We start from the raw sequence: 18,030 nt of genomic DNA on the forward strand, positions 1-18,030 counted from the left end.
GGTGGACCGGACAGCGGTCGCGGTGGTGACCGGCGGGGCGTCGGGCATCGGGCACGCGGTGGTGGCCGACCTCGCCGCGCACGGGTACCACGTGGTGGTCCTGGACCGCGAGCACCCGACCGGGCAACCGCCCGACGGGGTGCTCGCGGTGACGGGGGACGTGCGGGTCGCGGCGGACAACCAACGGGCGGTCGACGCGGCGTTGTCCCGCTTCGGCCGGCTGGACCTGTTCGTCGGCAACGCGGGCGTGCACGACGCCGGGACCGGCGTGCGCGACCTGCCCGCCGCCGACCTGGCCGACCTGACCCGCCACGTGCTCGACGTGGACGTGGTCGGCTACCTGCTCGGCGCGGCGGCGGCGGCCGGTCCGCTGGCCGACCGCGGCGGGTCGATGGTGTTCACCCTGTCCGACGCGTCGTTCGTGGTGCGGGGCAACGGCACCGGGATCGCCTACGCCGCGGCCAAGCACGCCGCGCTGGGGCTGGTGCGCCACCTCGCGGCCGACCTGGCACCGGCGGTGCGGGTCAACGCCGTGGCGCCCGGCGGCGTGGTGACGGGTCTGCGCGACGCCCGCGGCACGCTGGTCTACGACCGCCCGGTGGAGATCAGCGAGCACATCCGCGCCGCCAACCCCCTGGGACTGGTGCTCGCGCCGGACGAGATCGCGCCGCTGTACCGGTTCCTGGCCTCGCCGCACGCCAAGGGGATGACCGGCGAGGTGCTGCGCCCCGACGGCGGGCTGGCCGTGCGTTGACCGCCCCACCCCAAGAGGATCGCCGACGACGGGCCGGCCACGCGCCGGCCCCCTCACGCCACCACCACCTCCACCAGGTGGGGCCGCTCGGCCGCGAACGCCGCGCGCAACGCGGGCGCGAGGTCTTCGGGCCGCTCGACCACCACGCCCGCGCACCCCTGGGCGCGGGCCAGCCCGGCGAAGTCCAGACCGCCCAACCGCGTGCCGGGTGGCTTCTCGACGCCGAACCGCCGGGCGAAGTTCTCGACCGTCGCGTAACCGCGGTTGTTGACCACCACGACCGCGAGCGGCAACCCCAGCTCGGCCGCCGACCACAGCGCCTGGACCGCGTACATCGCCGAGCCGTCCCCGACGACGGCGACCACCCGGTCCCGCGGCCTGGCCAGCGCCACGCCGACCGCCGCGGGCAGGCCGTGGCCGAGCGCTCCGCTGGCACAGGTGTAGAAGCTCTCCGGGCGGTCGTTGGGCAGGCGTTCGGTCATCACGGGCCGGGTGCCGGGCGCCTCCTCCACGATCACGCAGTTCGGCGGGCGCACGTCGGCCAACGTCTGCACCAGGTAGGACTGCGTGATCACGGCGCCCGGCGCTTCCCGCGGCGGCAGGTCGCGTGGTGGCGGCGTGGCACGCGGCCCCCGCGGCGGGTGGTCCAGCAGAGCGCGCACGGCGTGCCGGACACCGGTGACGACCGCGGTGCCCAGCGGTGCCCACGCCGCCGTGCCGGGGTCTTCGGTCAGCAGGTACAACGAGGCGGACGGCGGCAGGTGCGGTCCGCTGCCCGCGACGTGGTAGGTGAACACGGGCGCGCCCAACGAGAGCACCACGTCGTGCCCGGTCAGCAGTTCCACGATGCGCTCCCGCACCGGCGGCAGGAAACCCGCGAACAACGGGTGAGACTCGGGGAACGCGCAGCGGTGCGACATCGGCGCGGCCCACACGGCGGCGCGGTGCGCCTCCGCCAACGCGACGACGTCGGCGAACGCCCCGTCGCGGTCCACCTCCGAGCCGACGACGAACACCGGTCGCCGCGCCGTCGCCAGCGCCTCGCCCACGACGGCCAGCAGTTCCGGGTCACCGCGGCCGGCGCCCGAGACCACGCGGTGCGGCACCGGTGACGCGTGCCGGTCCCAGTCGTCGGCGGGCACCGACACCAGCACCGGTCCACGGGGCGGGGCGAGCGCCACGTGGCAGGCGCGGGCCACGGCGGCGGGCACGTCCTCCGCCCGGAGCGGTTCGGCGCTCCACTTGACGTAGGGCCGGGGCAGTTCGGCGGCCTGCGCGGAGAACAGGTAGGGCTCGCCCGCCAGCAGCGACCTGGCCTGCTGCCCGGACAGGACGACCAGCGGGGTCCGGTTGCGGTAGGCGGTGAACAACGCGCCCATCGCGTGCCCCACACCGGCGGCCGAGTGCAGGTTGACGGCCGCGGGGCCGCCGGTGGCCTGGGCGTAGCCGTCGGCCATGCCCACCACCACGGACTCCTGGAGTCCCAGCACGTAGCGGAAATCGGCCGGGAAGTCGCGGAACATCGGCAGCTCTGTCGAACCCGGGTTGCCGAACACGGTCGTCATGCCGTGTGCCCGCAGCACGTCCACGACGGCCTCGCGGACCGTCACCTCTCCGTCCACTGAGGACTCCCCTCGATCCCGGCCTCGCGCAACGCGGCCCACACCCGCTCCGGTGTCATGGGTGTGGCCGTCAGGACTTCCGCGATCTCCGGCACCGCCGCGGCCACGGCGCAGGCGATCGTCGCGGCGGGCGGGATCGCGCCGCCCTCGCCGAGCCCCTTGAACCCGCCGGGGTTCGCCGGGGACGGGGTGCACAGGTGTCGCACGTCGACCCGCGGGACGTCCCGCGCGGCGGGCAGCGGGTACTCCCGGAACGTGGTGCTCAGCGGTTCGGCCGTGTCGGGGTCGTGACGCACCTCTTCGAAGAGGGCGAGCCCGATGCCCTGCGCCACACCGCCGACGACCTGCCCTTCGGCGACAAGGGGGTTCACCAGCACCCCGTTGTCGTGCACGGTCCAGTAGTCCTCCACCGTCACGACCCCGGTGTCGACGTCCACCGCGACCGCGGCACCGTGGGCACCGTGGGCGAAGGTGATGGCCGGCGGGTCGAAGTCGACGTTTTCCTCCAGCCGGATGCGCTCGACGCCCTCCGGTCGGTGCCAGCCGCGCCAGGCGCGGTGGGCCAGTTCCCGCCAGCTGATCACGCCGGACGCACCGCGGAACACCGCCTCGGGCGAACCGGGTTCGACGTCGGCGGGCACGTCCAGCACGACGTCGGCCTCCGGGACGTCGAGCGCCCGCGCCGCCAGACCCAGCACGCGGGCCCGCAACCGGGCCGCCGCACGCAGCAGAGCGCCACCCGCGAGCACCAGCGCCCGGCTGGCCTGGGAGGCGAGGTCGGAGTGCGGCGCGGTGGCGGTGTCGCCCAGCCGGACGTCCACCCACCGCAGCGGCACGCCGAGGCCGTCGGCGGCGATCTGCGCCAGGCTGGTCTCGATGCCCTGGCCCACCGCGGTGACGCCGGCGTGCACGGTCACCGTCCCGTCGTGGTTGACCACCAGCCGCACGCCTTCCCACCCGGCCCAGGCGATGTCGAACTGCCGGATGAGGGCGCTCGGCGCGAAGCCGCTCATCTCCACGGTCGCCGTCACGGCGCTGCCCCGGCGCACCGGTCCGGCGGACGACGGCGGCGCCACCCGGCGCGCGGCCGAGCGCAACGCGGCGGAGTAGTCGCCGCTGTCGTAAACCAGCCCGGTGCACGTGGTGTAGGGCATGTCCCCCGGCTCGACCATGTTGCGCAGCCGCAACGCAACCGGGTCGACACCCAGTTCCCGGGCCGCCTCGTCGACCAGCCGTTCCCGGATGAACGTCGACTCCTGCATCCCGTAACCGCGGTACGCGCCGACCGGCACCAGGTTGGTGCACACCGCCGTGACCGTGCCGCCCGCCGCGGGGAACCGGTACGGCCCCTCGATGGTCAGGGCGGTGACCTGGAGCGGCCCGCTGCCCGCCTGGACGGCGAACGCGCCCAGGTCCCCCACCACGTCGGCGTGCAGCGCGAGGAACCGGCCGTCGGCGGCCACCGCCAGCCGGGCCCGGGTCCGCTGTCCCCGGCCCTGGTAGGCGGCGGTGAGGTTCTCGACGCGGTCCTCCACCCACTTGACCTGGCCGCCGAGCACCACGGCGGCCAGGCACACCAGCGCCTCGTCCGCGTGCAGCGCCACCTTCCCGCCGAACGAGCCGCCGACGTCGCGGGCGACGACCCGGACGCGGTCGGCGCGCAGGCGCAGGACCGCCGCCAGCTCCTGCCGCACGGCGTGCGGCGACTGGGTGCTCGCGTGCACGGTGAGCAGCCCGGGACCCGGTTCCCACTCCGCGACCAGCCCGCGTGGTTCCAGCGGGCTGTGGCTGACGCGCTGGATGCCGAACTCGCGCTCGACCACCAGGTGCGCCTCGGCGAAGGCTTCGTCCAACCGGTCCCGGGGCGTGCCGAAGTGGGTGCGCCCCACGACGTTGCCCTCCGCCTCGGCGTGCAGCCGGGGCGCGCCCGGTGCGAGCGCCGCGGCGGTGGAGGCGACCGCGGGCAGCGGTTCGACGCGCACGTCGACCAGTTCCGCGACGTCCTCCGCGGCGGCCCGGTCGGTCGCGACCACCAGGCCGATCGGCTGCCCGGCGTAACGCACCACGTCCACGGCCAGCTCGACGTGGTCGAGCCGCTGGTCCGGCAGCAGCCACGCCAGCGGGATCGGGTCGGTCAGCTCCGCGACATCCGCCGGCCCCAGCACGAGCAGGCACCGGGGGTCCGCGCGGGCGGCCGTCGCGTCGAAGGCCGTCACGCGGCCGTGAGCGACGGGGCTGCGCAGCACGGCGACGTGCCGCGCACCGGGGAACGGCAGGTCGTCGACGAAGCGGCCCCGACCCCGCAGCAGCGCCGGGTGGTTGCGCGGCGGCACCGGCAGTCCGATGTGGACCCGGGTGGTCACGGCTGGTCCTCCTTCCGGGCCTCGACGGCGCAGTGGCGTTCGACGGCGGCACGCAGACCGCCGTAACCGGTGCAGCGGCACAGGTGGCCGCCGAGCACGTCGGACGCCGGGGCACCGGTGCGCCGGGCGTGCGTCATGCGCATCAGCAGCCCCGGCGTGCAGAACCCGCACTGCAACCCGTGCTCCTCCAGCAGGGCGCGCTGGGCCGGGCCCAGGTCGTCGCCCCGCGCCAGCGACTCGACGGTCTCCACCCGGCACCCGTCCGCCTGCACCGCCAGCACGAGGCACGAGCACACCGGCTCGCCGTCGAGCAGGACGGCACACGCGCCGCAGTCGCCCTGCTCGCAGCCCAGGTGGGTGCCCGTCAAACCCAGCGCGGTGCGCAGGTGCTCACCGAGCGATGTCCGCGGTTCGGCACGCGCCGTGCGGGCGGTCCCGTTCACGGTGATGGTGACTTCCCTGGTGTGCAGCGTGATTCCCCCTTCACTCCAGTCCGGCGGTGATCCGGCGCAGCAGGGAGCGCAGCACCGCGTCGCGGTGGCCCGCCGCGTGGTCGACCGGCGCGGTGGCGAGCCCGGCCGACAGGTCGTCGGCGGTGCACCGCCTGCCCGGCAACGCCGCTTCCACCCCGGGCAGCCGCACCGGGGTCGGCGCCACTCCCCCGGCCGCCGCCCGCGCGGCGACGACCACGCCGCCTTCGACCGCCACGCCCAGCAACGCCACCACGAGCGGATAACCGCTGCCGCCCGGCCGGGCCAGTTCCGCGAACCCGAACCTCAGTTCCGGCACGCGCGGCACGACGACCTCGGTCAGCAGCTCGCCCGGCGCGAGGACCGTGGTGTGCGGTCCCGTGAAGAACTCGGCCGCGGGCACCACGCGCGCACCGCCCCGGTGCCGCAGGACCAGCCGGGCGTCGAGCGCGACCGCCGCCGCGGGCAGCTCGGCGGCCGGGTTGGCGTGGCACAGCGACCCGCCCAGCGTGGCGCGGGTGCGCACGTGCGGGTGCGCCACGGCGGACGCGGCGGTGGCCAGCACCGGCAGCGCGGCCACCACGTCCGGGTGGGACTCCAGCACCCGCAGCCGGGTCATCGCGCCGATCCGCACCTCACCGGCGGTGACCCGCACACCGGCCAGCCCGACGACGTGGTTGAGGTCGACCACCACGTCCGGGCGGACGCGCCGCAGGTTCAGCAACGGCACCAGGCTCTGGCCGCCCGCCAGCGGTGCGGCACGCGTGCCGCGCTCGGCCAGCAGGTCCAGCGCCGCGGCCAGGTCGACGGGCGCGACGTGGTCGAAGGCGACCGGTTTCACGGCCGGTCCGCCTCGTCCCGCTCGGTGGTCACGCGGACCAGCTCGGTGGCCTGCTCGGGTGTGAGCAGGCACAACGCCTCCAGCACGGTGGCGTCCAGCAGCACCTGCCGCCGGGTGCGCTCGGAGACGAGCTTGAGCCGCAGGCCGTTGCCCGTGGTGCGGGTCGAGACCACCACCGCGGCGCCCTCGCAGGCCACCCGGCACAGCCGCACTTCCTCCGGGTCACCGGGTTCCCGGGCCAGTCCACTCATGCGTGCTCCTCGGGCAGCGGGCTAGAAGATGATCGACAACTGCTCGACGGTCGGCACCTCGACGTCGAGCAGGACGCGCCGGGCACGCACCCGGTAGTCACCCCCGCCACGCGGCACCAGCACGTCCTGGCGGGACGCGGTGACCAGCGCGCTGTGCTCGACGCCCCGGTTGGCGGTCACCAGCAGGTTGGCGTCGACGCGCACGGTGTCCGCGCCGGGCACGGCGAACACCCGGACACCGCCGAGGAAGTGGCGGGTGGTGGCGGCCGGCCGGTCGGACCACGCGTGCCGCAGGTCGACCCGACCGAGCTTGAGCCGCAGGGTGCGCTTGGTCGCCTCGAACAACACGGCGGTCGCGCTGTGCCGGGGCAGCGCCGGGTCCTCCCGCAGCAGCGGCACCGGGACGCGGTAGAGGAAGTCGGGTTCGAGCAGGTCCAGCCAGTCGTCGTAGCGCGCCTCGTCCAGCGCCGCGGCCTCCTCGACCAGGAACGCGGTCACCACGCGGTCGAGGTCGGCACGCCGGGCGCCGCGCTCGGGGAAGGCGGTGGGGTCCGCGCCGACCGCCGGCTCAGCCATCCGCCTCGACCTCCATCAGGTGCGCCCACCGCCGGTAGAAGGCGCGTTGGTTGTGCTCGCTCAACGTCAGGTACTCGGCCCGGCCCGGTCCCGGGAACTCCGGCGCGGGTTCGCCCAGGCCCAGGCCCAGGCTGAGGTCCGCGGCCACCGCGCCGGCCGCGGTGCCGGGCATCGCCGAGTCGATGCGCGCGAAGTTCTCGAAGTCGTCCATCTCGAACAGGATGCCGCCCGCGGACTGGGTGCGCGCCTGGTAGGAGTAGGAGCGGCGCTTCCAGTCGGCGTCCATCGCCTTCGGCACGAGTGTCCAATAGGTGCACTCGGTGCGCCGCGCGTCGATCGGCGAGTGCACCCGCCACACGAGGTACCGGGTCAGCGGGTCGTCATCCTCGCCGATGGCGCGGTCGTGCGCGACGCTGAGGAACACGGCGTTGGGGAAGACCGCGCCGTGCACGACTTCCAGGTCGGAGTTGAACCGCACCTGCTCCGGGGTCTGGCCCGCGGTGAGCCGCGGCCACGTCTCCGGCGGGTAGCCCGGGTAGGCCGGCTCGCCCCGGAGCGGCCCGAGCGTCTCGGTGCCCTTCTCCACGACGTAGCCGGCGCGGACCGAGTGCCCCTGCTCGGTGCCGATGTTCACCCCCAGCAGGTCGAACCGTCCGCGACCGCGGGTGCCGTCCGCGAGGGTGTCGCCGTAGATGCCCTGCTCCAACGCGATCTGGTGCGCGGTGCGCATGTGGTAGCCGTCGCCCGCGAAGTTGTCGACGGGGATCTTCCAGTTGCCGCGCGCGACAACGCGTTGCGGCGGGCCGTACACCTCCCACTCGCCGCCGGCGCCGTCCAGCAACGCGTCCAGGTACCAGGCGAGATCACCGAGGTAGTCCTCCAGGTCCGGCGCGTCCGGGTCCCAGGTGGCGAACAGGAAGCCGCGGCGGCACACCACCCTGGCGGTCGGCAGGTCCCGTTCGGACTTGCGGAAACCGGGCGGGTAGTGGGTGCGCAGACCCGGCACGCCGACCAGCCGGCCGTCGTTGGCGTAGGTCCAGCCGTGGTAGCTGCACCGGAAGTGCGCGGCGTTGCCGAACGCGGCCTGGCACAGTCGCGTGCCGCGGTGCCCGCAGGAGTTCAGCAGGACCGCGATCCGCCCGCGCTCGTCGCGGACGACCACGACGCTGTCCGCGCCGAGCCGCCGGACGACGTAGTCCCCGGCTTCGGGTATCTCGTCGGAGAAACCCACGAGCTGCCACGTCGGGAAGAAGACGCGGGCGTACTCGCGGGCGAGCAGGGCGTCGTCGAAAAAGATGTCGCGATTGAGCCGGAAGGTGTTGTCGAACGACTCACCCACACTGCCCCCACTCCGGTCAAGTGGTTGGACGGAGGACGTGGGAAACAGCACCCACGGTAGCGACGATGCCCGGTTCATTCAACCGGGGCAACCCCCGGCGGGCCGAGTCACCCGTCCGGCAGAATGCCTCGCGCCCGGTTCCCCCTTATAACCCGACCGCAGCCCGGCGAACGGGGCTATTCAAAGGTCCCCGGAATATTGGTCCGATCGCGTTAGACAAGCGCACGTTGGCGCACGCTCACTGCCACACGGGCAGGTCACGGCGGTGCTTCGCCCACCGATAGGTCTTGAGGACTTTTCCGAACTGCCCTACAGTGGGCCATCGAGAGCAGCGCGACCAATCCTTCCACGCGAACTCGCGGAACCTGCCGGGAGACCCGCACGTGACCAGCGAAATACCGTCCTACAAGGATTTTTCGCACAACAACTTCACCTACATCGAAGATCCGTACACCTTTTACCGCGCAATGCGCGAGGAACAGCCCGCGTACTTCTCCGAAAGCATATTCGGCGGCGCCTGGCTGTTCTTCGGTTACGCGGACTGCGTGGCGCTCATGCAGGACCAGCGCCTGTCCAACGCGCGGGCGGCGGTGCCGCTGCGCTTCCTCGGCCCCGAACAGCGCGACGAGTTCGGCGACATGGTGGGCATTTACGAGCGGTGGCTGGCGTTCCACGACGGCCGGGAGCACACGCGCAACCGACGGCAGGCCAACCGGAGCTACGTGCCGTTCACCGACGCCGTGCTGGAACCACGCATCCAGGGCCTGGTGGACCGACTGCTGGACGACGTCGACCCGGACGGGTTCGACCTGCTGCGTGATTTCGCCTTCCCCCTGCCCGCCATGGTGATCGCCGACGTGCTGGGCGTCCCGGTGGAGGCGCACGCGCGGCTCAACCGCTGGACCGACGACATCGCACACCTCTTCGGCTCGACCACGGTGAGCGTCGAGCACGTGCGCCGCACCAGGCGGAGCACCCTGGAACTGGCCGAGTTCCTGGCGTCGCCGGAGAACGCGCGCGCCGCCGAGCACAGCGGCGGTCTGCTGCACCACCTCGGCACCACCGACGTGCACGGTTACCGGTTCGACGACCGGGACGTGGTGGCGCAGGCGGCGCTGCTGTTGTTCGCGGGCGTCGCGTCCATTCGCTACCTGATCGGCAACTGCGTGCACGAATTGGACAAGAGGCCGCCGGCCGAGCGGGAACTGCTGCTCGCGCCCGAAACCGTCGGCGACGCGGTGGAGGAACTGCTGCGGTTCTGCGCGCCGGTGCAGTTCGTCGGCCGGGTCGTCGGCGAGAGCTTCACCTACGCCACGCGGCAGGGGCGGGAGGTCCGGCTGGAAGCCGGCCAACCGGTCATCCTCTACATCACCTCGGCCAACCGCGACCCGGAGGTCTTCACCGACCCCGAGCGCCTGGACCTGACCCGGCCCGCGCCCAACCGGCACCTGACCTTCGGCGTCGGCAGGCACCTGTGCTTCGGCGACCCGCTGGTGCGCCAGACCACCCGCATCGCGCTGGGTTCCCTGTACCGCAGGTTCCCCGCGCTGAGCGTGCCGCCCCAGGAGCTGAACTGGAACAACAACCTGGGCTTCCACGGTTTCACCAGCCTGCGCGTCACCGCGACGGCCGCCGAGCGGGACGACCGCGCCGCCACCACGATGTCGAGGACGCGATGAACCCCAACCGGCTGCACAACTTCATCGACGGCAAGCGGGCCGACCCGGTGGGCGGTGCGCACACGGAGGTCGCCGACCCCTGCACCGGGAAACCCCGGTTGCTGGTGCCGGAATCCGGCCCCGAGGACGTGGACCACGCGATGCGCGCGGCGGCGGCGGCGTTCCAGGAGTGGCGCGCGGTGCCGCCGGCGCGGCGGCAGGAGGCGGTGCTCGCCCTCGCCGAGGCGTTGCTGGCGCGGCAGGAGGAGTTCGCCGCGGCGGAAGCCGCCGACACCGGCAGCCTGGCCGCGGCGGGCGAGGTGCCCGGCGCGGTGGACCAGCTGCGCTTCCTGTCCGGCGCGGCACGCGTGCTCGACGGCGTGGCCGCGGGCGAGTACGCCACCGGCCACACCGGCTACACCCGGCGGGAACCGCTGGGCGTGTGCGCCCAGCTCGCGCCGTGGAACTTCCCGCTGATGATCATGGCGTTCAAGACCACGGCCGCCATCGCGACCGGCAACACCGTGGTGTTCAAGCCCGCCGTGACCACGCCGTCGACCGCGCTGATGTACGCCGAGCTGGCCGCGGAGTTCCTGCCGCACGGCGTGCTCAACGTCGTCTGCGGTGGACCGGGCACCGGGCGGCTCATGGTGGAGCACCCCGTCCCCGAGCTGGTGGCGCTGACCGGTTCGGTGCCCGCGGGCGTCGACGTGGCGCGGCGCGCGGCGACGGGCCTCAAGCGCGTGCACCTGGAGCTGGGCGGCAAGACGCCGGTGGTGGTGTGCGCCGACGCCGACCTGCGCTCCGCCGCGGCCGAGATCGTCACCGGCGCCACGACCAACGCGGGCCAGGACTGCACGGCGACGAGCCGCGTCCTGGTCGCGGACGAGGTGCACGACGAGTTCGTGGCGGAACTGGTGGCGCAGGCGGAGAAGCGCAAGCCGGGCCCACCGTCCCGGGCGGACGTCGACTACGGACCGCTCAACAACGCCGTTCAGCTGGAACGGGTGCGGGCGTGCCTGGCGAGCCTGCCCGCGCACGCCACCGTCGTCACCGGCGGGCACCGGGTCGGCGACGAGGGCTACTTCTTCGCGCCCACGGTCGTGACCGGCGTGCGGCAGGACGACGAGATCACCTCGACCGAGGTCTTCGGGCCGGTGATCACCGTCCAGCGGTTCGCCACCGACGAGGAGGCGCTGCGGTGCGCCAACGGGGTCCCCTACGGGCTGGCCTCGTCGGTGTGGACCAGCGACCACACCCGGGCCATGCGTTTCACCCGCGAACTGGAATACGGCACGGTGTGGGTGAACACGGTTCTCCAGTTCCCGGCGGAGTTGCCGCACGGCGGCTTCGGGAATTCGGGGTACGGCAAGGATTTGTCCCGCTACGGGATCGACGGGTACACCCGGGTCAAGAACGTGACGCACCGCTCGTGACCCGATCGGCGGAACCCACTCGCGCCTGGCGGCGAATTTACCGTCCGCGCTACACTGCCGGCCGCGATCGTCGACCTTGGAGTGGTGTTCGTGAGGGAATCCTCGGGTGCATTCGCACGTCCGTGGCGCATCACCAGCATCGGTATCGCGGTGGCCATCAGCCTGTTCGCGTTCGAGGCGATGGCCGTCGCCACCGCGATGCCGCTGGCCGTGCGGGACCTCGACGGGTTGGCGTACTACGGCTGGCCGTTCAGCGCGTTCCTGGTGACCAACGTGGTGGGCCTGGTGGTCGCGGGCCAGTGGGGCGACCGGGCCGGTGCGCGACCGCCGCTGCTGGCGGGTGTGGCGGTGTTCGGCGCGGGCCTGATCGCGGCCGGCACCGCCTCGTCCATGTGGGTCTTCGTGGTGGGCCGGGGTCTCCAGGGCTTCGGGGTCGGGCTGGCCACGGTGGCGGTGTTCCTGATCGTCGCCACCGCCTACCCCGACCACGTCCGGCCGCGGGCGCTGGCGGTCATCTCGGCGGCCTACGTGCTGCCCGCGCTGGTCGGGCCGGTGGTCTCGGGCGCCGTGGCCGCCTACGTGAGCTGGCGGTGGGTGTTCCTCGCGCTGGTGCCGATGATCGCGGCGGGCGGCCTGCTGCTGGTGCCCGTGCTGCGCAAGCTGCCGACGCCCGACCGGACCGGCGCGTGGGACCACCGGCGCGCGGTGCTCGCGGTGGCGGCGGGTTTCGGCGTGGTGGCGCTGCACTACGGCGGCAACTGGGCGGTCGGCGGTTCACCGGCCGCCGGTGCGCTGCTGGTCGCCGCGGGTGTGGTGGTCATGGTGCTCGGGCTGCGCGGCCTGCTGCCCGCGGGCACGTGGCGGCTGCGGCCGGGTGTGCCCGCCGTGGTGGGGTTGCGCGGGTTGCTGGCGGGCGCGTTCTACGCCGTGGAGTCGACGGTGCCGCTGGTCCTGGTGACCGTGCACGGGTACTCGGCGGTGGCGGCCGGGTTGCCGCTGCTGATGGGCGCGCTCGGCTGGTGGGCGGGCGCGCAGTTGCAGGGCAGGCTGACCTCGTCCCGCGACGTGTTCCTGCGCTGGGGTTTCGCCTCGCTCGCCTGCTGCGTCGCGGGCCTGGTGCCGCTGTGCCTGCCCGACGCGCCGGGCTGGCCGACCTACGTGCTGTGGGCGCTCGGCGGGCTGGGCATGGGCCTGGCGGTGCCCACCACGGGTGTCCTCGTGCTCGACCTCTCGCCCGAGCCGGTGCGCGGCGCGAACAGCTCCTCGCTCCAGATCAGCGACGTCGTGGCGGCGGCGGTGTGCACCAGCCTGGCCGGTGTGTTCGTCGGCGCGGCCGAGCGCGGTGTGGTGACGCTGTCCGTTTCGGTGTCCGTCCTGTGCGCCGGCATGGCCGCGCTCGCCGTGGTCGGCGCGCTGACCGCCACGAAACCGCGATTGGCCGCGCCGGCGCTGCGCTAGCGGGCACCCGTCACCACAACGCATTTCGACACGCCATTCGAGAAGAGCACGGCATCGCCGTTCCGGCACGCGGTGCCGGGCGCGGAACCCGTCGTGCCGAATGCGGAACCCCGACTTGACGGAACGCCGATCACGGGCACCCGGTAATTCGACCCGCGACCGGCGCCGTGCGCACCACTCGTGCTGTTGAAAGCGCTTTCCCACCGTGGAGGGAGTCGGCATGGCGATGCTTGCCGGGAGGACCGCGTTGGTGACCGGTTCCTCGCGCGGGATCGGCCGGTCCGTGGCCGAGCGGTTGGCCCGGGACGGCGCGCTGGTGGCCGTCCACTACGGCCACCACCCGGAGGCCGCGGCGCGGACCGTGGCCGGTATCGAGCAGGCGGGCGGGCAGGCGTTCGAGGTGGGCGCCGACCTGGCCGAACCGGACGGCGTGGACCGGCTGCTGGCCGGTCTGCGCGCGGGGCTGCGTGCCCGCACGGGCCGCGAGCGGCTGGACGTGCTGGTGAACAACGCCGGGTTCAGCACCACGTTCTTCGAGGCGACCACGCCCGAGGTGTTCGACGACCTGTTCGCGGTCAACGCCCGCGCGCCGTTCTTCGTCGTGCAGCGGGCGCTGCCGCTGATGGGTCCGGGCGGGCGGATCGTGTCCATCTCCTCGACCGCCGCCCGCGTCGCCGTCGCGGACGTCGCCTACGCGATGGCCAAGGCGGCGCTGAACACCATGGGCCGCACGCTCGCGCATCTGTTGGGGGAACAGGGGATCACGGTCAACACGGTCGCACCCGGCGCGGTGGACACCGACCTGACCGCCGAGGAACGCCGCTCCCAGCCCGAGATGCGCCAGATGATGATCGACATGACCGCGCTCGGCCGGATCGGGACCCCACCGGACGTCGCCGACGTGGTGGCGTTCCTCGCCTCGGACGACGCCCGGTGGATCACCGGTCAGGTGCTGGAGGTCAGCGGCGGGCTGTTCCTGGGGCTGCCGCCCGGCATGACGCACTGATCGGCCGTGGCGCGCCTAATGCGGCCCACCGAGCCAACCCGCGTCCTGGTCGGCCCCGTTGTCCAGGGCGCCGCCGACGAAGTTGCTCACGAACCCCTCGACACCCCGGGGCTCGGACTTCACCCGGGCCAGCTCGCGGGAGAAGTCGCTGTCGAACGGCCGCAACCGCGCCTGGTCGCAGGTGTAGTCGAAGGCGGCGAGCCGTTCCCGGTCCCGCCGGGACGCGTACTCCGCCATCGCCTCCTCCTCGGGCGCGCCGCCGCGCAACACCGCTTCGACGGCCTCGGCGAGCACATCGGCGTCGGCGAACGCGTCGGATATCCCCTGCGCGGACACGGGGTCCTTGTGGTGACCCGCGTCGCCCGCCAACACCCATCCCGGACCGTGCGCGCGCCGACGCGCGTTGGGCACCGCGGCCGACCGCACCGCGCCGACACGGACCGCGCCGCCCAACGCGGTCGCGACCTCCGGAACGGCGTGCAGGGCGTCCTCGTAGTGCCGGACCGCGGATTCCCGGCCCGCGCCCGTCCGGTCCTCCCGGGGGAACACCAGCGAGACCACGGTGAGGTCGTCGTTGGTCGGCCAGAGCGAGATGCCGCGGCGACCGCGGAAGTAGACCCGCAGGTCGGTGTCCGCGCCGTTCCGCCAGTACGCGTAGGCACTCCGCGCCAGCACCCCCCGGTCGTCCACGACGGCGGCGCCGGCGAGCCGCGCGACGGTCGAGCCGCGCCCGTCCGCGCCGACCACGAGGCGTGCCCGGAACACCGACTCGCGGCCGTCCCCGGTGGTGCCCCGGACGCCGCGCACCACGCCGTCCTCGCGGACGAGGTCGCGCACCGTGAAGCCCTGCCGCAACTCGGCTCCGGCGGCCACGGCCGCGTCGACGAGCATGGCGTCGAGCACGTCGCGGCGGGGCGCGTAGGTCTCGGCGACCTCGTCCGCGGCCCGCGGCACACCCGCGAGCACCCGGTTCTCGAAGTCCAGCGACACGTGCCGGATGGGCGGGCACCCGGTGCGCCGCAACCGGTCCAGCAGTCCCCAGCGGTCGAGCCGCCGGACGCCCGGCCACCTGATCCAGTGGGTCGACAGCGTGTCGGACGGTACGCGGCCCCGGTCCAGCAGCAGGACGGAGAACCCCTTGCCGGCCAGCAGCCTGGCCAGTGGCGCGCCGGCGCACCGCGCGCCCACCACTATCACGTCGTGGTCCACAGTTTCACGAACACCCTTCCGCGCAGCCGGAAACGCTCACGTCAAGAAGTCGGAGACAACCGGGAAACTGCTCGCAGCACTGGTTCGACGCGTTGTCGCGCCCATCCCGAAAACCGCTTCGCCAGATTAGCAGCGCCGTTCCCGGACGAGCAAGACCGCACCGGGACCACGCGTCGCACAGTTGAAAACAGGTCTTGACGACCCACCCCGGACCCACTTCGCCATATCGGGTGGAAATACCGCCGATCCGCCGAAGAGGTGAGGTCGGCGAAGCCGTGACCATTATCCGGACAATGCTCGACGTGCTGGTCGGAGCCGGTTTTCCAGCCGACCCGGAACTGTTTGACGAGGTAAATCGCGGCGAGTAACGTGCCGGTCATGTCACCGAAACAAAACGCCTTCGAGTGTCATCAGGTGATGGACCCCCTGCATCTCGTCAGCTATTTCACGCCGGAAGTCGACGGGCGCTTCACCGCGCTCGGCCTGGACACCCCGCGAATGCGTTACCTCGCGGGTCGGGCCGCCGCGCTGGGCCCGGTCGGCGCGGGCGTGGTGACCGCGACTTTCTACACCTTCAACCCGGGCACGGTCGCGGAGATCGTGCCCCGCGCGTGGCACATCGCCTCCCCCGCCGACATCCTCGCCGCGCGCGTGGACGGCGTGGACGAGGCATTGCGCCGGCTCCTGGGCGACGAGCTGGTCGGCAGCGCGGAGGTCGTGGAAGCCGCCGCGCTCGCCCGGCGGGCCACCGAGGCGTGCACGCCCGAGGGGCGCGCGCTCTACGCCGCCCACGCCGAGCTGGAGTGGCCGAAGGCGCCGCACATGGTGTTGTGGCACGCCATCACGCTGTTGCGCGAGCACCGGGGTGACGGGCACCTGGCGGCGCTGCTGAACCACGGGCTGGGCGGCCTGGCCGCGATCATCACCGACGGCGCGACCGGGAACGGCCTGCTGGCGCGGGAGGAGACGCAGGCGTTGCGCGGCTGGTCCGGCGAGCAGTGGGACGTCGAAGCGGCGGCGCTGACCGAGCGCGGGTTGCTCGACGACGACGGCGTGCTGACCGAGGCGGGCCGGGCGGTGCGCGCCGCGGTCGAGGAGGACACGAACACCGCCGCCGCGGAGCCCTACCGCGCGCTGGGCGTGGCGGACTCCGAGCGGTTGCGGCGGTTGTGCCTGCCGCTGAGCCGGGTGGTGCTCGACGCGGGCGTGCTGCCCGGCGGCGCGGGCCGTCAGATCACCGCGGCCTGAGGACGGGTCGCCGTGACCAACCAGGCCGCGCCGCGCAGGCGGACCCCACCGGCGTCGGCGAAGCGGCCGAGGGCGGCGGTCAACGCCGCGCGTGCCGCGGTGGCCGCCGCCGGGTCGACCAGGCCGAGGTGGTGGCGCACCGGCCCCCACTCGGCGAGGAACCGGGCCGCGTCGGCGACGTCCGCGCCCCACACCTGGTCGACCTCGACGCGGGTGGCCGCGATGTCGCTGAACCCCGCGCGCCGCAACAGGTCCGCGGTGTGCCGGGGGTCGGCCAGCGAGGTGGGGCCCGCGCCGTCCGGCCCGGTCGGGCGCGGCACGTGCGGCGCCATCGCGTCGAACACCGAGCCCAGGTCGGTGCCGGAGAAGTTGGCGCGGCACACGAAACCCAGCCGGCCGCCGGGTCGCAACGCGCGGGCCAGGTTGGCGAACGCGGCGACCGGGTCGGCGAAGAACATGACGCCGAACCGGCTGAGCACGACGTCGAACGCGCCGTCCGGGAACGGGTGGACCTGCGCGTCGCCGAACTCGAACGAGACGGTGGTCAACCCCTCCTCACGCGCCCGCTCGCGCGCCTTGGCGAGCATCGGCTCGGACAGGTCGACGCCGAGCACGTGCCCGCCGCGCGCGTGGCGGGCCGCCTGCCTGGCCAACTGGCCGTTGCCGCAACCGACGTCGAGCACGCGATCACCCGCCGCCACCGGCGCCGCCGCGAAGAGGAGGGCGTTGAAACCCCCGTCCACGGCGTCGTACCGCTCGTCGTGGAGGGCGCAGTGCTCGCCCTCGTAACCGTTCCACGCCTCCGCTTGGTCGGTGTTGACGACCGTCGTCATCGCTGCACCCCGGGGTTCGTCGGACTCCGCGCTCGTGGTCGAGCCGCGCCGGGTCGAACGTAACCGAGGCGGAACAGCACTTCAACCCGCCACGAAGGCGGGAAATATTCCAAGGCAGCCAACAATTCCACTATTGGTCCACAATGGACGGCACAACGCCGGGCACCGAAGCACGTCACTCGATCGGCCGCCCCGCAACGAGGTTCGACCGTTGTCGTGTCATGTGGACGCTCGTAACGTCGCGAACAGACACGTTTTCCCGCACCCACCACGCGAACCGCCGGGACATCCACCGCGGTGGCGCCCGAATTACCCCGAGGAGCGGACGGAGTCACACCATGAAGATCGACCAGTTGATCAACGAGGTGGCCAGGACCAAGGAGGAGGCCGGGAAGCTCACGGTGCACCAGCAGGCGGAGCGGCTGGCGGTCGCCCTGGCGGAGTTCACCGCGGCGGAGGAGAACCAGCGCTTCGCCGGCGCGGTCCGCCCCGCGGGCAACTACATGCGGATCCTGCTCAACTCATCGGACGACCCGTTCCAGGTGGTGCTCGTGCTGTGGCAGCCGGGCCGGGGCAGCCCGATCCACGACCACAGCGGCACGGTCGGCGCGGTCAGCGCGCTGCTCGGCCACACCAGGGAGGTCAAGTACCAGATCACCGGTCGCGTCGGCAGCCGGGTCACGCTGGCCGAGAAGGGCGAGCTGGTGATCCGCCCGGCCGAGGTCACCAGAATCCTGCCCGAGGACGACGAGCAGCTGCACATGATGGTGAACGAGACGGCGCACTGGGCCGCGACGGTCCACGTCTACCTCGACGCCATCACCAGTTACCGCCTGTACGAACCGGAAGACGGCGACCGGCACCTGGCGACCGAGACGCGGCTGCGGTTCGACCGCGCCGACGTGTGGCGCGACATGCCCTTGGCCGGCGGCACGGACGTGCGGGTGCGGTGACCCGGGTGCCCGC

16 protein-coding genes are annotated in these 18,030 nt (G+C 73.3%); 7 read left to right on the plus strand and 9 right to left on the minus strand.

Annotated features, from left to right (window positions below):
• The first annotated feature begins 1 nt into the window (after position 1).
• A complete protein-coding gene (locus tag KZQ38_RS16530) occupies positions 2–754 on the plus strand; it encodes an SDR family oxidoreductase (protein WP_219442921.1) in 753 nt (250 codons plus the stop codon).
• A gap of 53 nt (positions 755–807) precedes the next feature.
• Here the strand turns inward: KZQ38_RS16530 and mdlC are convergent, their stop codons facing one another.
• Genes mdlC through KZQ38_RS16565 form a run of 7 tightly spaced genes read right to left on the minus strand, consistent with a single transcriptional unit; the run spans position 808 to position 8,216 of the window.
• Positions 808–2,376 (minus strand): benzoylformate decarboxylase, encoded by a 1,569-nt coding sequence (gene mdlC, locus KZQ38_RS16535; protein ID WP_308258436.1) that lies wholly within the window; start codon positions 2,374–2,376, stop codon positions 808–810.
• Complete coding sequence (locus tag KZQ38_RS16540; protein ID WP_219442922.1) at positions 2,361–4,739, minus strand: xanthine dehydrogenase family protein molybdopterin-binding subunit; 2,379 nt, start codon at positions 4,737–4,739, stop codon at positions 2,361–2,363. Before KZQ38_RS16540 ends, mdlC begins: the two co-directional genes overlap by 16 nt.
• Complete coding sequence (locus tag KZQ38_RS16545) at positions 4,736–5,182, minus strand: (2Fe-2S)-binding protein (RefSeq protein WP_308258437.1); 447 nt, start codon at positions 5,180–5,182, stop codon at positions 4,736–4,738. Before KZQ38_RS16545 ends, KZQ38_RS16540 begins: the two co-directional genes overlap by 4 nt.
• Positions 5,183–5,222: 40 nt before the next feature.
• Positions 5,223–6,050 (minus strand): FAD binding domain-containing protein, encoded by an 828-nt coding sequence (locus KZQ38_RS37120; RefSeq protein WP_219442923.1) that lies wholly within the window; start codon positions 6,048–6,050, stop codon positions 5,223–5,225.
• A complete protein-coding gene (locus tag KZQ38_RS16555) occupies positions 6,047–6,301 on the minus strand; it encodes a hypothetical protein (protein WP_219442924.1) in 255 nt (84 codons plus the stop codon). The genes KZQ38_RS37120 and KZQ38_RS16555 overlap by 4 nt, the downstream gene beginning before the upstream one ends.
• Before the next feature lie 21 nt (positions 6,302–6,322).
• Complete coding sequence (locus tag KZQ38_RS16560) at positions 6,323–6,877, minus strand: aromatic-ring-hydroxylating dioxygenase subunit beta (RefSeq protein WP_219442925.1); 555 nt, start codon at positions 6,875–6,877, stop codon at positions 6,323–6,325.
• Positions 6,870–8,216, minus strand: coding sequence for an aromatic ring-hydroxylating oxygenase subunit alpha (locus KZQ38_RS16565; RefSeq protein ID WP_219442926.1), 1,347 nt, complete (start codon positions 8,214–8,216; stop codon positions 6,870–6,872). Before KZQ38_RS16565 ends, KZQ38_RS16560 begins: the two co-directional genes overlap by 8 nt.
• A 383-nt stretch (positions 8,217–8,599) precedes the next feature.
• On the opposite strand from KZQ38_RS16565, the gene KZQ38_RS37125 reads away from it, so the two are divergent.
• From KZQ38_RS37125 to KZQ38_RS16585, 4 genes are all read left to right on the plus strand, one after another.
• Positions 8,600–9,895, plus strand: a complete 1,296-nt coding sequence (locus KZQ38_RS37125) for a cytochrome P450 (RefSeq protein ID WP_219442927.1) — start codon at positions 8,600–8,602, stop codon at positions 9,893–9,895.
• A complete protein-coding gene (locus tag KZQ38_RS16575) occupies positions 9,892–11,310 on the plus strand; it encodes an aldehyde dehydrogenase family protein (protein WP_219442928.1) in 1,419 nt (472 codons plus the stop codon). Before KZQ38_RS37125 ends, KZQ38_RS16575 begins: the two co-directional genes overlap by 4 nt.
• 150 nt (positions 11,311–11,460) lie before the next feature.
• A complete protein-coding gene (locus KZQ38_RS16580) occupies positions 11,461–12,768 on the plus strand; it encodes an MFS transporter (RefSeq protein ID WP_219442929.1) in 1,308 nt (435 codons plus the stop codon).
• Between the two features lie 220 nt (positions 12,769–12,988).
• On the plus strand, positions 12,989–13,774 hold the full coding sequence (locus KZQ38_RS16585) for an SDR family oxidoreductase (protein ID WP_219442930.1): 786 nt from the start codon (positions 12,989–12,991) through the stop codon (positions 13,772–13,774).
• Positions 13,775–13,789: 15 nt separating this feature from the next.
• Here the strand turns inward: KZQ38_RS16585 and KZQ38_RS16590 are convergent, their stop codons facing one another.
• Complete coding sequence (locus tag KZQ38_RS16590) at positions 13,790–14,983, minus strand: NAD(P)/FAD-dependent oxidoreductase (RefSeq protein ID WP_219442931.1); 1,194 nt, start codon at positions 14,981–14,983, stop codon at positions 13,790–13,792.
• Between the two features lie 378 nt (positions 14,984–15,361).
• Between KZQ38_RS16590 and KZQ38_RS16595 the strand changes: the two genes are divergently transcribed.
• A complete protein-coding gene (locus KZQ38_RS16595; protein WP_219442932.1) occupies positions 15,362–16,231 on the plus strand; it encodes an SCO6745 family protein in 870 nt (289 codons plus the stop codon).
• Here KZQ38_RS16595 and KZQ38_RS16600 read toward each other — a convergent pair.
• Positions 16,213–17,064: a class I SAM-dependent methyltransferase gene (locus KZQ38_RS16600; protein ID WP_219442933.1), complete on the minus strand. Its 852-nt coding sequence runs from the start codon at positions 17,062–17,064 to the stop codon at positions 16,213–16,215. The two genes, KZQ38_RS16595 and KZQ38_RS16600, sit on opposite strands and share 19 nt — an antisense overlap.
• Before the next feature lie 338 nt (positions 17,065–17,402).
• Between KZQ38_RS16600 and KZQ38_RS16605 the strand changes: the two genes are divergently transcribed.
• Positions 17,403–18,017: a cysteine dioxygenase gene (locus tag KZQ38_RS16605; RefSeq protein ID WP_219442934.1), complete on the plus strand. Its 615-nt coding sequence runs from the start codon at positions 17,403–17,405 to the stop codon at positions 18,015–18,017.
• Positions 18,018–18,030: the final 13 nt, after the last annotated feature.

Source organism: Saccharothrix obliqua (genome assembly GCF_019375475.1).
Taxonomy (GTDB): Bacteria; Actinomycetota; Actinomycetes; order Mycobacteriales; family Pseudonocardiaceae; genus Actinosynnema; species Actinosynnema obliqua.

Excerpts from the sequence above, each read along its gene's own strand:
- KZQ38_RS16560 (WP_219442925.1), bottom strand. The coding sequence starts at position 6,877 with ATGGCTGAGCCGGCGGTCGGCGCGGACCCCACCGCCTTCCCCGAGCGC.
- KZQ38_RS16555 (WP_219442924.1), bottom strand. The coding sequence starts at position 6,301 with ATGAGTGGACTGGCCCGGGAACCCGGTGACCCGGAGGAAGTGCGGCTG.
- KZQ38_RS16575 (WP_219442928.1), top strand. The coding sequence starts at position 9,892 with ATGAACCCCAACCGGCTGCACAACTTCATCGACGGCAAGCGGGCCGAC.
- KZQ38_RS16605 (WP_219442934.1), top strand. The coding sequence starts at position 17,403 with ATGAAGATCGACCAGTTGATCAACGAGGTGGCCAGGACCAAGGAGGAG.
- KZQ38_RS16595 (WP_219442932.1), top strand. The coding sequence starts at position 15,362 with ATGTCACCGAAACAAAACGCCTTCGAGTGTCATCAGGTGATGGACCCC.
- KZQ38_RS16600 (WP_219442933.1), bottom strand. The coding sequence starts at position 17,064 with ATGACGACGGTCGTCAACACCGACCAAGCGGAGGCGTGGAACGGTTAC.
- KZQ38_RS16585 (WP_219442930.1), top strand. The coding sequence starts at position 12,989 with ATGGCGATGCTTGCCGGGAGGACCGCGTTGGTGACCGGTTCCTCGCGC.